Origin of the sequence: Kribbella sp. NPDC056861, from assembly GCF_040687575.1 — a bacterium.
Taxonomy (GTDB): domain Bacteria; phylum Actinomycetota; class Actinomycetes; order Propionibacteriales; family Kribbellaceae; genus Kribbella.
Genome location: NZ_JBFBNQ010000010.1, coordinates 82,359 through 98,828 on the forward strand (window position 1 = coordinate 82,359; position 16,470 = coordinate 98,828).

General features: G+C 67.3%; 8 protein-coding genes. 2 read left to right on the plus strand and 6 right to left on the minus strand.

The features are described 5' to 3' along the window. The first annotated feature begins 127 nt into the window (after positions 1-127). Entirely contained in the window at positions 128-2,980 is a 2,853-nt protein-coding gene (locus tag AB0P21_RS39455) for an AAA family ATPase (protein ID WP_363704317.1), read from the plus strand. Between the two features lie 129 nt (positions 2,981-3,109). On the opposite strand, the gene AB0P21_RS39460 is transcribed toward AB0P21_RS39455, so the two are convergent. The 3 genes from AB0P21_RS39460 to AB0P21_RS39470 all read right to left on the minus strand — a co-directional run bounded on the left by AB0P21_RS39460 (position 3,110) and on the right by AB0P21_RS39470 (position 5,694). Further along, positions 3,110-3,796: an HNH endonuclease family protein gene (locus tag AB0P21_RS39460; RefSeq protein WP_363704319.1), complete on the minus strand. Its 687-nt coding sequence runs from the start codon at positions 3,794-3,796 to the stop codon at positions 3,110-3,112. A gap of 84 nt (positions 3,797-3,880) precedes the next feature. Beyond that, positions 3,881-4,732, minus strand: coding sequence for an ABC transporter permease (locus AB0P21_RS39465; protein WP_363704321.1), 852 nt, complete (start codon positions 4,730-4,732; stop codon positions 3,881-3,883). Continuing rightward, the gene (locus AB0P21_RS39470) at positions 4,729-5,694 is read right to left on the minus strand and encodes an ABC transporter ATP-binding protein (RefSeq protein WP_363704323.1); all 966 of its coding nucleotides are present in this window, start codon (positions 5,692-5,694) and stop codon (positions 4,729-4,731) included. The genes AB0P21_RS39465 and AB0P21_RS39470 overlap by 4 nt, the downstream gene beginning before the upstream one ends. 99 nt (positions 5,695-5,793) lie before the next feature. On the opposite strand from AB0P21_RS39470, the gene AB0P21_RS39475 reads away from it, so the two are divergent. Continuing rightward, positions 5,794-6,510 carry a TetR/AcrR family transcriptional regulator gene (locus AB0P21_RS39475; RefSeq protein WP_363704325.1) on the plus strand — a complete coding sequence of 239 codons (717 nt, stop codon included), beginning with the start codon at positions 5,794-5,796 and terminating at the stop codon, positions 6,508-6,510. Here AB0P21_RS39475 and AB0P21_RS39480 read toward each other — a convergent pair. From AB0P21_RS39480 to AB0P21_RS39490, 3 genes are read right to left on the minus strand one after another with little or no spacing between them, the layout of a single operon-like run. Further along, positions 6,498-6,935 carry a putative immunity protein gene (locus AB0P21_RS39480; RefSeq protein ID WP_363704327.1) on the minus strand — a complete coding sequence of 146 codons (438 nt, stop codon included), beginning with the start codon at positions 6,933-6,935 and terminating at the stop codon, positions 6,498-6,500. The genes AB0P21_RS39475 and AB0P21_RS39480 overlap by 13 nt on opposite strands. A gap of 46 nt (positions 6,936-6,981) precedes the next feature. Beyond that, positions 6,982-7,203 carry an MbtH family protein gene (locus AB0P21_RS39485; protein ID WP_363704329.1) on the minus strand — a complete coding sequence of 74 codons (222 nt, stop codon included), beginning with the start codon at positions 7,201-7,203 and terminating at the stop codon, positions 6,982-6,984. Then, positions 7,200-16,466, minus strand: a complete 9,267-nt coding sequence (locus AB0P21_RS39490) for an amino acid adenylation domain-containing protein (protein ID WP_363704331.1) — start codon at positions 16,464-16,466, stop codon at positions 7,200-7,202. Before AB0P21_RS39490 ends, AB0P21_RS39485 begins: the two co-directional genes overlap by 4 nt. Positions 16,467-16,470: the final 4 nt, after the last annotated feature.

The window sequence follows — 16,470 nt, forward strand, 5'->3', positions numbered from 1 at the left end:
GCCTTATCCGGGCGCATGCAAGAGAGCCTGCATCCGCTGCCAGATCGGTTGGACGACACCACTGACAGCTAGCCTGCTGACAGACCCGTTAGAGACCGGCCAACGCTGATCGCGGAGAGGAGCCGCCGTGAATCGCCGAGTAAGCCCGTCGCTCGCAGGCCGCCTTACCGAGCTGGCCCTCTTGACCGAGGCTTTCCAGGACGCCGGTCAGGGCAGCGCTCGAACCGCCCTGGTCAGCGGTGAAGCCGGCGTCGGGAAGACCAGACTGATCCAGGAGTTCGTGGACCGGCTGCCGTCCGGTGCAACCGTGCTGACCGGCGCTTGCCTCGACCACAGTGATGCAAGCCTGCCGTACAGCCCCTTTCGCTCGATCCTGCGCGACGTGGTCCACGCACGCGGCGCGACCTCGATCGGCGCACTGATCGGGGAACCGAGCCGCGACGAGCTGGCCCGCCTGCTACCCGCTCTTGGACCGGTCGTCGTCGCGGACGACGACGGGCTGGCCAAGGCCAGGATGTTCGAGGCGTTCCGCTCGCTGATCGAGGCGATCTGCTCCGACGGTCCGTGCGTCCTGATCGTCGAGGACGCCCACTGGGCAGACCGCGGCACGCAGGACCTGTTGAGCTACCTGGTCTCCTCCCTGACCGACGCCCCACTCCTTCTCGTCGTGTCCTTCCGCGCGGAGGAGCCGCAGACCACCAACCAGCTGCGCCGGATCCTCACCGAACTGAGTCGTCTCGTCCACGTCATCCGTGTCGACCTGGCCGGCCTGACGCAGGCCGGAGTCGCCCAACAGCTGGACGGGATCCTGGGCGAATCAGCTACCCCCGAGGTGTCGGCGGCGGTGCACCGGCTGAGCGAAGGGGTCCCGCTGTTCACCGAGGCCCTGATCGCACCCGATGGGTCGGTCCGCAGTGGGCTCCCCGATTCCTTCCGGGGGCTGTTGCTGAGAATGGTCGAGGATCTCCCGGCCGGTACGCAGCAGTTGCTCAAAGCGGCGGCGGTAGGTGGCCCCGCTGTCGAGCACGAGGTCCTGGTCCGGGTTACCGGGCTGGAGACCCCGGAACTCACGGCCACCATCGGCCCGGCCGTCGCGGCGAAGGTGATGCTCGGTTCTGTCGACGGGTACGCCTTCCGCCACGGATTGATCCGGGACGCCATCCTGACCGACCTGCTGCCCGGTGAAAGCATCGACCTGCACCGGCAGTACGCCGAGGCGCTGACGGCGACAGTCCTCACTGACGCCCGCGCCTGGACCTCAGCGGCGATCGCCCGGCACTGGCTGGCGGCACGTCAGCCCGACCGCGCCCTCGCCGCCGCTTGGTCGGCCTGCAGCAGCGACGACCCACAGATCGGCGACGACGAGAAGCTGCAGATGCTCGAGATGGTCCTCACCCTGTGGGACCAGGCGGACGCCCACTCCGGTACGGCGGGCGCCAGCCGGCTCGACGTACTGGAGCTCGCCGCCGGTGCAGCCTGCTGGGCCTGCGAGAGCGAGCGCGGACTCACCCTCGTCGACGAGGCCTTCAAGGAATCTCCCCCGCCCGAGCGGAGCGCCGTACTGCTCCTGGAGCGCGCCATCATGCGACGGCAGTCGATGGTCCCCGGAGAGGTGGACGACCTCCGCGACGGTATCCGGCTGGCGGGCGAGTCAAGCCTGATGAAAGCCGAACTCGTCGGCCAGCTGGCGCGTGCGCTGATCGTCCGCGGCCGCCACGCCGAAGCCCGGCAGTACGGCGACGAGCTGGCCGAACTCACCGAGCGGCTGCCCTGCATCGAGACCCGGATCGAAAGCCGGCTGATCGCCGCCTGGCTACAGGTGCACGACGGCGCCGATCCCCAGGCTGCCTTCGCCGATCTGCTCGCCGAGGCCGAGGCGACCGGGGTGGGTGACTACAGGATGCTGGTCAGCATCAGCCTGCTGCGCGAACTCGCCGGTCGCGGACGCCACCTGGACGCCATCGACCGCGGCCGTGCCGCTCTCGACCTTGCGGTCGAGATGGGACGCACCCGCTATGCCGGTCCTCTGATCGCCAACCTCCTGGTGGGTTCACTGATCGCGCTGGGCCACTGGGACCAGGCGGACGAGACCATCGACAGCGCCCGTCTGATGCGGCCGCCGGTCGTCGAGCGCCAGAAGTTGCTGGTGTCGGCCGGCCTCATCGCGGTGGCTCGCGGCGACTTCGCCACCATGGCCCGGATCCTGCCCGACATCGAGGAACCACCCGGCGACGACGCCGATGACGGCAGCTACCGCTTGGGCCGTCTGCGGCTGCTGATCGAACTCGCCGCGGCCGAAGGTCGCGTCGACGACCTGACCGAGCTCGTCGCAAGCCTGCCGCCACTGCTCCTGAACGCCGACGCCACCAACGTCTGGCCAGTGATCACGGCCGCCGCTCTGGCAGTCGAGAACCTCGGCAACGCAGCAGAACTACAGAAGAACCTGAGAGCAGCCGCAGCCGACCTGCGGCAGTCCGGCCCACTCGAAAGGGCCTATGCAGACACAGTCTCGGCCTCGATGCCCGAGGCTTCGGTCGAGTGCTGGTTCACCGCAGCACAAAGCTGGCAGCAGCTCGGCCAGCCGTACCACCGGGCGAGGGCCCTCCTCGGCACAGCGACGGCCCTGCTCGCAGCCGACCATCGGCCGCGAGCCAAGCCCGTCCTGGTCGAGGCAGCCCAGCTCGCCCGCGATCTGTCCGCCCGCCCACTGACCGACCGGATCACCGCCGTCGCCCGTCGCGCCAGGATCTCGCTCGGCACCGACGACAACTCGATGCCCAGGGCACCTTTCGGTCTGACCGAACGCGAATGCGAGGTACTCCGGTTGCTGGTCGAGGGCCTCAGCAATCGCGAGATCGCCGCCAGCCTGGTGATTTCACCGAAGACCGTCGGCGTCCATATCTCCAACATCCTCCGGAAACTCGACGTGCCAACCCGAGCCGCCGCAGCCAGCGCCGCCCACCGGCACCATCTTCTGTAACGGTAGGCCACCGCAGTCACACCGGAGACAAGACAACGGCCGTCGGACGGAAGCCCCCAGCTCCCTACCGACGGCCACAGGTCGCGGCGGCTACCTGCCGCGACTGCTTGCTGTCACTCGATCAGCCGGTCACGAACCGATCGGCGGAGTCGGGATCGAGGTGCTGCCGCAGGAACCGGTCAGGATCGAGGCCAAGGCTGCTTTCTCAGTGGTGTCGATCTTGAGGTTCCAGCGGTACTTCACTGCGGTCCAGTGGATCGCATAGGTGCACTTGACCGAAGCCAGCGGCGGCAGCCACTGGGCCGGATCCTTGTCGCTCTTGGACTGGTTCACGTTGTCGGTCACACCTTCGAGAGACCACGAGTAGTCGAGGTCGTTCGCGTAGCGCTGACGCTTGGCGGTGGTCCAGGCGTTCGCGCCCGAGTCCCAGGCCTCCTTCAGCGCCACGACATGGTCGATGTCGATGTCGCTCGGGTTCGTCCAGGTGGCGCCGTCGTACCACGAGAACCACGTGCCCGTCAGGACCTTGCAGCCCGTCCCGGTCGTCGCCGTCGTGGTCGACTCGGCAATCAGGATCTCTTCCCGCGTATCGCAGGTATCCGAGTCGGCATCGACCCAATGGGGGAACAACGCCCGGTCGTACCCAGTGGTGACCTCCGCCTGAACCGTCAAGCCGGCCAGCAGATCGCTGGCCGTGATGTTGGCTGCGGCGGCAGGCATCGCCTGCTGGGATTGGAAGGCAACGGCGAGGAGTAGAAGAAGTGCGGCCGGCGCAAAACGGCGACGGATTACAGCAGAAGCGAGGCGGGAAGCCATGATTCCTCCGAGTCATCGACTTCCCGCACGCTATCGCCGCAGATCCGAGCCTGCTCCAACTCCATCATGTTTCTGTCAGGCAGCTCAGACCGACGCCGGCACCTTCTCCGGCGCGGATTCCTTCACAGTCGAGCCTGAACCGCGGCGAGCCATCCTCCGCAGTACGACCGGCGCGTAGACGAAGCCGATCACGGCCCACACGCCCAGCACACCGATGGTCTCGGTGTGACGCCACGAGTCACCGATCTCGGCGACCGCCATCTCCCCCGGAAGCAGCGCGGCGCGCATTCCCAGGCCGAGCCAGTAGACCGGGAAGATCTGGCCGATCCACTGCACCCATTCGGGGAATGCCGTGATGGGATAGAAGATGCCGGAGATCGCCACCAGGCCCATGATCGGCAGCATCACCAGACCGAGGCTCTGCGCGCTGTTGAACACCGCTCCGATGACCGCACCGATCGGAAGGGTGGCGAGCAGCCCCAAAGCGATGATGCCGATGAACTTCATCCAGCCCCCGACAGTGTCCACCTGAAGACCGCTGAACAGCAGCACGGACGGGATCAGCACGATGAGCAGCGACGCCACGGTGATCGCCGCACGGCTGGCGACCTTGCTGATGAAGTAGCCGATCGTGCCGTTGGGCACAGCCTTCATCCGCAGCAGCGTGCCGTCGTCGCGATCGGTCGTCAACGCGAGCGCCAGGCCCATCAGGCCGGTGTAGATGATCGTCATGCCCAAGATGCCAGGGACGGCCTGGAGACCGATGGAGAAGGTCGTGCCCGGCACGGTCTTGTCCCGCAGCGCATACATGATGCCGACAGCAACAATCCAGGGCCAGACCTCACCGGACAGTTCCCACGGGCTCTTGAGCTTCTTGCTGAACTCGATCCATCCACGAGCGAACCCAGCACGAACCGCGACCATCGTCGGCCTCATCGGGTCACCTCCGGCAGGGTCGAGGTATCCGTCCACTGCCCGGACTCGAACTCCCGCACCAGCGTCATGTACACGTCCTCCAGGCTTGCTTTGTGTACTTCGAGATCGCCGATCGCCTCGCCGTACTGCGCGAACAACTCGCGAACGTAGGTCGTCGCATCTGCTGCCGAATCGACGTGGAACTGGCCGTCCCGGCTGTACTTGATCTCCGCCTTGCCGGCCACCTGGCCGGCCAACTCGGCCGCAGTACCGTCGGCCATGATCTTTCCGCCCGCCAGAATCACGATCCGGTCCGACAGCTTCTCGGCCTCCGCCAGATCATGTGTGGTCAGCAGAATCGAAGTCTCTCCGGCGCTGGACAGTTGCTGAACCAGCTCGTGGAACTCCTGCCGGGCCTGCGGGTCGAAACCCACTGTCGGCTCGTCCAGAAAGAGCAGCTCCGGCTTGCCGACGATGCCGACCGCGACATCGAGCCGCCGTCGCTGACCGCCGGACAGACTGCCGATCTTGCTGGTGGCCTGTTTCGTCAGACCGACCAGCTCCATCAACTCATCGGCGCCATAAGGCTCACCTCGATCCGAGGTGGCGAAAGGCACGTAGTACCGGCCGAGGTGATTCAGCAACTCCCGCACCTGCCACGTCCCGTGGTCGCGCCACGACTGCAGCACGATCCCGATCCGGGCGCGCCAGTGCTCGTCGCCACTCGCCGGGTCAACGCCCAGGACCTTCACCTCGCCCGCAGAGCGCAGGCGGAAGCCTTCCAGGATCTCGATCGTCGAGGTCTTGCCCGCACCGTTCGGCCCGAGCAGGGCCAGCACCTCACCACGCCGCACCTGGAGGTCGACCCCGCGCAGCACGTCCTTCGAGCCATAGCGCATCCGCAGATCCGTGGTCTCGATGACGAACTCGGTCTCGACCCGCTGGGCGTCGCGTTGGGCGGCTTCTTGAGCCGACACCGCCATGACTACTCCTCTGCACTTGGTCTGTCACACATCGTACTAGTTACTCGCACACTGTACGACAATCTCGGACGTCGTGCGACCGGGGCTAGAATGGCCTCCATGGACTCGATCTGGACCCGGGAGAAGAAGTCAGAGCCGGCCCGCGAGGCACTCAGCCGAGAGCAGATCGTGCGGGGCGCGACGGCGCTGCTCGACTCGGAGGGCCTGGCTGGTCTGAGCATGCGAAAGCTCGCCGCCAGGCTCGATTCCGGCGCGACGAGTCTGTACTGGCATGTCCAGACCAAGGACGACCTGATTGATCTGGTGATCGACGAGATCTACGGCGAGATCGACGTGCCGGGACCCGAGCTGGCCGGCTGGCGAAGGGGCGTGACGCTCTTCGCCCACAGCCTGCGAGCGACCGTACTGCGGCATGTCTGGCTACCGGAGGTCATCTACAGCCGGCCTCGACTCGGCCCGAACGCGATGTCGGTCGGCTCGCGCGCGATCGTCCTCTTCACCGCGGCTGGGTTCATCGACCGCGAGGTCGACTACGCCATGGGGTCCGTCATGTCCTACGTGATCGGCTCCGCCAGTTCAGAAGTCTCGGTGCGGACGACCATCAGGGAGACGGGTAAGTCGATGGAGGACTGGGCCCGCGAGATCGCGGAGCTCACCCAGAACAGTGCCGCCAACGACACTGTTCCGGAGGGCCGGATGCAGTGGCCCTCCGGAACCGACGTCGACACGATGCAAGCCGAAGCCTTCGAGTTCGGTCTCGACAGCATTCTCGACGGCCTGCAAGCACGCGTGAAGGCCGCAGATCAGGCAGGGTAAGCGATCGCGACCAGCTTCTCGGTCAACTGCTCGCGTTGCCATTGCCGCTCATGGAACGACGCCCGGTCCGACGCTTTCGTGCCTTCGGCCACCAAGACGGCCTTACCCACGGACTTGGCCGCATAGTTCGCCGCATGCGGCGCATGAGTGTGGACGTGAGCCGTTGCAGCAGCGTGGCCGGCCGCACGCGCTGCGGCCTGCGCAGCTGCGTCGGTCACGTCCCTGGCTGCGGCGTGCGCGGCGAACGCGGCCTTCCGTGCATCCGTCATTTTCAGTTCACCGCGCACCCACGCCCGACCGGCCTCGATGGCCTTCCGAGGCCGGTCATCGTCCGGAGCCGCGCGTTCGAAGTTCTCCAATACATGCTCAGCGCAGGCCGCGGCCCACTCAACGAGAGAGCGATGGTCTTCCAGATCGATCGCCATGCACCACTTCTATCGGATCGGACGGACGGTAGCCAATTCCTGACCGTCAGCTCCCGTCGGCGGCCATCGCCTGCTGCAGGCTCCGTGGCCTCATGTCGGTCCAGTTCTCCTCGATGTACGCCAGGCACTCGGCCCTGTTCGCCGGGCCCGACTTGGTCTCCCACCCGGCCGGGATCTCACTGAAGGTCGGCCACAACGAGTGCTGTCCCTCGGCGTTCACCAGTACGAAGAACTCGCCGTTCTCGTCATCGAAAGGATTCGTGCTCATGAGTCAGCTCCTAGCTCGGGATTCGCGATCAAACGGTTGATGTTGCGGCTGATCTCCGCCGCGTTGTCGGGCCAGTACATTTCCTGGTGTGTGCAGTCCAGGTCGATCCGCCGTACCCGCCCGTCGGTGTGCTCCTGCCACAGGACGTCGAACTCGACCTCGAGTTCCCGCTTCTCCCGCGTCTCCGGATCGAGCAGAGCGTTGAAGAACACCGGATCGCCGTGGAAGACGGGTGAGTCGTAGTGCTGCATGAGGACCGTGTGGTCCACCAGGATCGACGAAGCGGTCTCCACCAGGAACGGATACTCCTCCATCCCTGACAGGTGACCCATGTAGTTCGCGAGGAACTCACGCACCATCGCCTCGTCCGGCGCGTCGAAGCGAGCGAAGTGGCTGGCCGGCACGCAGTCCAGCAGCGCGAGCAGCGCCACCTCATGCCCCTGCCGCTGCAGCTCCGCGGCCATCGCATGGGCGATCGTGCCGCCGAACGACCATCCGAGCAGGTAGTACGGACCAGTCGGCTGAATCTCGAAGACGTGCGCCAGGTAGTCGGCGACCATCTCCTCGATCGACGCCGGCCGCGGCGACTTCCCGTCGAACCCACGCGCCTGTACTCCGTACAGCGGATGCGCCTTGTCCAGATGCGGCGCGAACCCCATATACGGCCAGCACAGCCCACCACCCGGATGCAGCCACCACAAAGGTGCCTTCTCGCCACCGGTGCGGATCGGCAGCACCACCGCGAAGGGGTCTTCGAAGCCGACCTCCTCGTCACCGGCCAACTGCGCCGCCAACTCCGCCACCGTCGAGTGCTGGAAGACCAGCCGGATCGGCACCTCGACCTCCAGCTCCTCCCGGATCCGCCAGATCAGCCGAATCACCCGCAGGGAGTGCCCGCCAAGAGCGAAGAAGTCGTCGTCCACGCCGACCCGGTCGATGCCCAGCACCTCCGCGAACAGGCCCGCCAGGGTCTCCTCTCGGGGACCGCTCGGCGCCCGGTACTCACCAGCCGCCGAGTCCGGCTCCGGCAGCGCGACCCGATCGACCTTCCCGTTCGCCGTCAGCGGCAACCGATCCAGCACCACGATCTCGGCCGGCACCATGTACTCCGGTAGCCGGGTCGACAGTTCTTGCCGCAGCTGAGAAGGAAGCTTCGAGGCCTGACGCGAAACCACCGGCGCATTGGCCAGCAAGGTTCCGATCGGCGTCGTCCGGTACACGCCGTCACAGCAGATCGCTCCACGGTCGGCGAGCAGAATCGCCTCGAAGCAGTCCGCCGATTCGACCGACCAGGTGGTGTAGACGACCAGATCCCGCTCGGCCGCCCACTCCTCCAACTCCGCAGGATCGAGCGAGCCCTTGGGGTCGTAGGCCGCGCCCTCCCCAGCCGCCTCACTGACCAGCCTCCGGTTGGGCACCCGGGTCAGACGCAACCGGCCACCGTGGCGCGCGAGGGACTGCTCGATGTCCGACAGGTTCTGCACCTCAGTGCCCCAGACCGCGATCGGCAGGACGTCGAGCCGCAGCGGTGATGCCGGCTGCTTGTGCAGCACCACCTCGTACCGGTGCCGGGTCAGCTCGTTGTGGTAGTTGCCCGGCTTCAGCCTGATGTCCGCCGCCGTGGCGTCCGGTTGCTTCGCGGCCCAGGCAGTGAAGAAGCCCGGATCGAGCACCAGCTCCTTCTCACCGAGCAACGCCCGCTCAACCGCCGCCTGCACCGCGGCGGGCGAGTCGCCGGGGTACTGCGCGCGGTGCACCGCCGTACGGAAGGCCCGCAGCGTTCGGTAGTTGCGCACGTCACCGACCAGAATGCGACCGCCCGGTGCGAGCAGCCCCATGGCCGTGTCCAGGACCCGGGTCAGGTAGGCCGCGTCGGGGAAGTACTGCACGACCGAGTTGATGATGATGGTGTCGAAGAACTCCGACGGCAGACCGTCGCCGTTGTCCGCCGGCTGGCACTGCAGAGTCACCTTGTCGCGCAACTGCGGATCGGCGCTGACCTGCGTGCGCAACCTGTCGATGACCGGGGCCGAGAAGTCGGTGCCCCAGTACTCCGCCACCCGCGGCACCAATGGGCCGAGCAGCAGACCTGATCCGACACCGATCTCCAGCACCCGCTGCGGCTGCAGCGACAAGATCCGCTCCATCACCGCGTCCCGCCACAGCCGCATCTCCTCCAACGGGATCGCATCGTTCGAGTACGACCTGTTCCAGCCGGTGAAGTCGTCGCCCACTCCCCCGGGATCGACCTCGGTCTCGCCGTACATGACGTCGTAGATCTCACGCCACTCCTCGACCTGGTCGACAGCATCGCCGTCAGACCCCGCGGTCCCGTCCGGTACGACGTACGCCATCAACCGGCGCTCACCCAAGCTGTCGGTGCGCACGATCGCCACGGCCTGCGCCACGCCGTCCTGCTCCCGCAACACCGCCTCGACCTCGCCGGGCTCGACCCGGAAGCCACGCAGCTTGACCTGGTCGTCCACCCGGCCGGCGTACTCGACCATGCCTGCCGAGTTCCACCGGGCGAGGTCACCGGTCCGATACATCCGCGCGCCGGGCGACCCGAACGGATCGGGCACGAAGCGCTCGCCGGTCAGTGCCGGACGGCCGAGATAGCCACGTGCCACTCCGTCACCGGAAACGTAGAGCTCCCCGACCACACCCGGTGGCACCAGGCTCAGCTTCTCGTCGAGCAAGTAGAGCCGGCTGCCCTGCATCGGCTCACCGATCGGCAGCGGATCAGTGCAGCTCTCGATGTCCTCCACCCGGTACCGCGTGGCGAACGTGGTGATCTCTGTCGGACCATAGCCGTTCACGACCACCACGCTAGGACAGGTATCGAGCACTCGCCGTACTGCGGCCGGCGACAGCACGTCTCCACCGGCCCACACCTCGGCCACGGTGGCGAAACACTCGGGCTGCTGCTCCGCGACCAGTGCGAACAGACCGGCCGTCAGCCACAGCCCGGTGATCTCGTGGTCAGCGATCAGGGCCGCCAGGTCGGCGGTGCCCAACCGGCCCGCAGGTGCCACTACCGCAGTACCACCGGAGAGCAAGGGCGCCCACAGCTCGTAGGTGGAGGCGTCGAAGGTGTGCGGCGAGTGCACGAGCACCCGTCGATGGGCCGCACCTGTCCAGCAGTCGTCGAGCGCCAGGTCCACGACGTTGCGATGGGTTGTCTCCACGCCCTTCGGCTGACCGGTGGACCCGGACGTGTACATCACGTAGGCCACGCCGGCCTCCGTCACGGCCCGCTCCTCGAGCGGGGTGTCCGGATAGCCGTCCAACGACTCGTCGCTGAACGACGGACTGACCGTCACCGCCGCATCGACGTCGGCGAGCACGAATTCGATCCGCTCCGCCGGATCCTCCGGATTGACCGGCACGAACGCGGCTCCGCACTTCAGCACGCCGAGGATCGTTGCTACCAGCAACGGCGAACGTTCGAGCGTGAGGGCCACCCGGCCACCGGCCTGGGCACCCCGCTCGCGCAGACAGTGCGCGATCCGGTTCGACCAGCGATCCAGTTCGGCGTAGCTCCAGGTGTCGTCGCCGGACACCAGCGCGACGGCGTCCGGCGTACGGGCTGCCTGCGCGGAGAACCGGTCGTGAACCGTGCCGGCCGCGAAAGCCTCCCGTCCGCATCCCGACCAGTGCGAGAGCGCATAGCGCTCGCCGTCGGTGACCACCTCGGCAGCACCGATGGGCGCCGCCGGGGCGGAGACGAACTGGGTCAGCAGATGCCGCCACCGGGCGATCAGGACCTCGATCGTCGCCGCGTCGAACAGATCGGTGGCGTACTCCGCAACCCCGGTGAGACGCCCGGTCCCGTTGGCCTCGTACCGCTCGGTGACGCTGAGGAACAGGTCGAAGCGAGAGGTACCGAGCAGAACCGGCTCGTGCGAGACCACCAGGCCCGGCAGGGCGAACGCGGGCTGCGCGTTGTTCTGCAACGCCATCGACACCTGGAACAGCGGGTGGTGCGCGGTCGACCGGGCAGGGTTGAGGATCTCGACCAGATGCTCGAACGGGACATCCTGGTGGTCGTAGGCCGCGAGGCTCGACTCGCGGACCCTCGCCACCAGCTCCCCGAAGCTCGGATCGCCGGAGGTGTCGGTGCGTAGTACCCAGGTATTGACGAAGAATCCGACCAGGTCCTTCAGCGCTTCGTCCGTACGCCCGGCGATCGGCGAACCGATCGGGACATCGGTACCGCCACCGAGCCTGGTCAACAAGGCGGCCAAACCTGCCTGCAGAACCATCGACACCGTCGTGCCGGTCGACCGCGCGAACTGCCGCACGGCGTCACTGAGCGCTTCGTCGAACTCGAACCAGGACAGCTCACCGGCATGCGACGCGACCGCGGGCCGTGGCCGATCGGTCGGCAGATCGATTGCCTCGGGCAACTCAGCAAGCTGGTCGGTCCAGTAGTCCAGCTGACGGCGGTACAGGCTGCCGGCATCATTGCGGTCGCCGAGCAGCTCACGCTGCCAGAGCGTGTAGTCGGCGTACTGCACCGGCAGCGGCTCCCATTCGGGCAAACGACCCTCACAACGGGCCGCGTAGGCAGCCACCAGATCCTCGGCCAGCGGGCCGAGCGACCACCCGTCCGCCGCGATGTGGTGCACCGGAATCATGAACACCGATTCGGCCGGCGCCAACCGGAACAGCCAGGCGCGGAGCGGGATCTCCGTCCCCAGGTCGAACGGCTGACCGGCGGCGTCCCTGAGCGCCTGGACCAGATCGGCCTCGCCGATGTTCTCCTCGTGCCAGGACACCGCGGCCGCCGCGGGATCGAGGATCTGCTGATACGGCTGCCCGTCCTCTTCACCGAAGACGGTCCGCAGCGACTCGTGCCGCGCGACGACGTCCTGGAGCGCCTGCCGAAGCGCCTCGGCGTCCAGCTCGCCGCTCATCCGCAAGGCCAGCGGCATGATGTACGTCGCCGACGGTCCCTCGAAACGATGGATGAACCACAACCGCTGCTGCGCGAACGACAGCGGCACCCGCTCCGGCCGATCCGCCACCCGGAGCTGCGGACGGAGCTCCGCCTCGGCGGTCAGGTACGGCGCCAGCTCGGCCACTGTCGGCGCCTGGAACACCGCACGAATCGGGATCTCGACCCCGTGATCGGTCCGCACCCGGCTCACCAACCGGGTGGCCAGCAGCGAGTGCCCACCGATCGCGAAGAAGTCGTCGTCGACGCCGACCCGTTCCAGGCCGAGCACCTCGGCGAACAAGGCGCAGAGAGACTCCTCTTCCGGTGTACTCGGTGCGCGACCTCCGATAGTGGCCAGGTAGTCAGGGGCAGGCAATGCCTTCCTGTCCAGCTTCCCGTTCGGCGTCAGCGGGACAGCACCGATGGCGACGACCGCGGACGGCACCATGTACTCCGGCAGCTTCTCCTGAACGTACGCCCGCAGAGCGACCAGGAGTGAGCCGATACCGCGGGCAGCCGCCGGATCGTTCACGACAGGGCGACCATCCGTTGCGGCGACATACGTGCCGGTCACAGCGTCAAACTGACCGGCGGGCGCCAGGATCGCGTCGTACAGATCGACTGAGCGCGGCGACCAGGTGACGATCGCGTCGAGGTCCCGTTGCACCGCCCACGCCTTGAGCTCCTGCGGGTCGAGCTCAGGCATCAGAGGCGAGTTCGAAGCTTCCAGCCCCAGCTCACGGGCCGCCTTCGCCTCCGCAGTCACCCGAGCGTTGGGAATGCCAGTGATCCGAACCGGTGTCGTTCCGGCCTGCCCAAGCTCGCCTGACCAGGCAACAGTCGGAAACTCGCCGACCGAGGTCAACCGGTCCGAGGGCGCCTTGTGCAGCACCACCTCGTAGCGATGACGGGTCAGTTCGTTGTGGGCGGTGCCGTCCTTCAGCCGGATGTCGATGCCGGCGCCGGCCCGCTCGGCCCACTGGCCGAACCACTCCGGATCGATCACAAGTTCCTTCTCCAGCAGCATCGCCTGCTCGACCGCGGCACGCCTCAGCGCCGGTGCCGACTCCGGGTGCTGCACCCGCTGAACGCCGGTCTGGAGAAGAGACAACGACGCCTTGCGCCGGATGTCGCCGAGGATCAGCCGCCCATCGGCTGCCAGCAACTGCCAGGCGTTGTCCAGCACCTCTTCGAGGTAACCCTCGTTCGGGAAGTACTGCGCGACGGAGTTCAGCACGATCGTGTCGAACGTGCCCTGCGGCAGGCCGGTCAGGTCATCGGCAGGCTGGCACCGTAGCTCGACCCGATCCTGGAGTCCGGCCTGTTCGACCTGACGCCGCAGACGCTCGACCACGGACGGCGAGAAGTCGGTCGCCCAGTACTGCTCGACCTGACCCGCGATGTGCGCCAGCAGCAGGCCGGACCCGACACCGAGTTCGAGGACTCGCTGCGGAGACCGCGCCATGATCATCGAGACCGCGGCATCCCGCCAGGACCGCATCTCCTCGAGCGGGATGGAGTCGCCGGTGTAACTGGACTTCCACAGGTCGAAGTCCTCGCCCCACTCCTGGTCGGCGGAGTCGATGTAGGCCTGGTCGTAGACCAGTTGCCACTCCTCGACCTGCTCGGTCGCACCTTCCTCGGTACCGATGCCGCTGACGTCCGGCGTCACGTAGCCGACCAGCCGGACATCGCCGGGCTGGTCCTCCCGCGCGATCACCACGGCCTGACGCACCGCCGGATGCCCCACCAGTACGTGCTCGATCTCGCCCGGCTCCACCCGGAACCCACGGATCTTGATCTGGTGATCCGCACGCCCGATGAACTCCAGCTCGCCCTGGACGGTCCACCGCGCCTTGTCTCCCGCGCGGTACATCCGCGAACCCGGCGCACCGAACGGATTGGCGACGAACCGGTCCGCGGTCAACCCCGGACGGCCGTAGTAGCCACGAGCGACACCCGCACCCGCGATCCACAGGTCTCCGGGAACTCCGGGCGGTACCGGTTGCAGTGAGTCGTCCAGGATCAGCACCTGGGTGTTCGCGATCGGGTGGCCTATCGTCGGCGCGGCGCCGACCGACACGGTCGAGGCGGTCGACCAGATAGTCGTCTCGGTCGGCCCGTACAGGTTGGTCACCTGCGCGGCGTGCTTGCTGACCGTCTCGGCAAGAGCCGCGGGCAGTGCCTCGCCACCGGTCAGCACTCGCAGACCGGCGAGCCGTACCGGGTCATGGGTGACCAGCATCTGCCACAACGACGGCGTGGCCTGCATGATCGTGACGCCGTGGCGCTCGATCAGGTCGAAGACGACGGCCGGCTGGGCCACCTGCTCCTTGTCGGCGAGCACCACCTGCGCGCCGGCCAGCAAGGGCAGGAAGAGCTCCAGGCCGGCGATGTCGAACGACACCGTCGTGACGGCCAGGAGTCGATCTGCCGGCGTGAGGCCGAACCGGTCCTGCATCGAGGCGAGGAAGTTCATCAACGCGCCGTGCTCGATCACCACGCCCTTCGGCGTACCGGTCGAGCCGGAGGTGTAGATCGCGTACGCCGTATTCGCCCAGGCCACCGGCACCTGCGGGTCGTTCTCCGAACAAGCCGAGAGATCGGCACCCGCCAATCGCTCGCTGTCGAGCACCAGCACCGGCTCGCAGTCCGACACCACGAACTGCACGCGGGTGGCTGGATAGTCCGGGTCCACCGGCACATAGGAGCCGCCGGACTTCATCACCGCCAGCAACGCCACGACCAGATCCACCGACCGCGGCAGCAACACGGCGACCCGCAGCTCCGGCTCGACGCCTTCGCTGATCAGCCAGTGAGCCAACTGGTTCGCCCGGCGATTCAGGTCGGCGTACGAGACCGAGTCCTCGCCGCACACCACGGCGATCGCGTCCGGCGTACGGCGTACCTGCTGCTCGAACAGCACCGGAACCGGGACCTGCTCGACCGGCATCGCGGTGTCGTTCCAGCCGGTGACGAGCTGGTCGCGCTCTCCCGGGCTCAACACGTCGACCGCACCGACCCGGACAGCAGGGTCGGCCACCACCTGCTCGATCACCCGGACGAACCGGGCAGCGATCTTCTCGACGGTCGACCGATCGAACAGATCAGTCGCGTATTCGATGCCGCCGACCACGGACTGCCCGGTCTCGTCCGGTGACAGGTTGAAGAACAGATCGAACTTCGCGGTCCCCGTCGACACCGGCTCGACCACGACGTCCACGCCCGGCAGATCCAGATCGGGCCGCACGTTGTTCTGCCACGCGAACATCACCTGGAACAACGGGTGATGCGCGGTCGACCGCTCGGGACGCAGCAGCTCCACCAACCGCTCGAACGGCACATCCTGGTTGTCGTACGCCGCCAGTGCCTGCTCCCGGACGCCGTCCACCAACTGCTCGAACGGCAGGTCCTGCCCCAGCCGCACCCGCAGCACCCAGGTGTTCACGAAGAACCCGACCAGATCGTTCAGCGCGTCATCGGTCCGGCCCGCGATCGGCGAACCGATCGTCAGGTCGTCACCACCGCCGAGGCGGTTCAGCAACACCGACAGGGCCGCCTGCAAGACCATCGACACCGTGACGCCGCGAGACTTGGCCAGCGACTCGACGCCGGCCAGCGACCCATCCGGAAGAGCGAAGTCCACCACTCCGCCGCGGTAACTCGCCACGACGGGCCGCGGCCGGTCCGACGGCAGGGCCAGTGGCTGCGGCACACCCTCCAGCGCGTCACGCCAGTAGCCGGTCTGAGTCGTCAGCACACTCTGGGGGTCGGACTCCTCCCCGACCAATTCCCGCTGCCACAACGAATAGTCGGAGTACTGCACCGGCAACTCGGCGAACTCCGGTGCGGCGCCGGCTACCCGTGCCCGGTACGCCTTCGACAGGTCGCGAGCCAGCGGCGCCATCGAGCCACCGTCACCGGCGATGTGGTGAATCACCAGCGCCAGCACGAAGTCGTCCGGACCACACCGGAACACCGACGCCCGGATCGGCACATCGGCCGACAGGTCGAACTTGTAGCCGGCCACCGAGGCGACCATGCCCGCGACCCCTTCCGGCCCCACGTCGATCACCGGTACGTCGAGCCGGACCTCGTCGGCCGGCAGGATCCGCTGGAAGGCGTCGCCTTCGGCGTCCTCGACGATCAGGGTCCGCAGACTCTCGTGCCGCCCGATCACGTCGTGGATGGCAGCCACCATCGCATCGAGGTCCAGCGACCCTTTCAGCCGCAGCGCGGCCGGCAGGTTGTACGTCGCGGAGGGCCCCTCGAGACGGTCGATGAACCAGAGCCTCTGCTGGGCGTACGAGAGCGGGATCATGGGG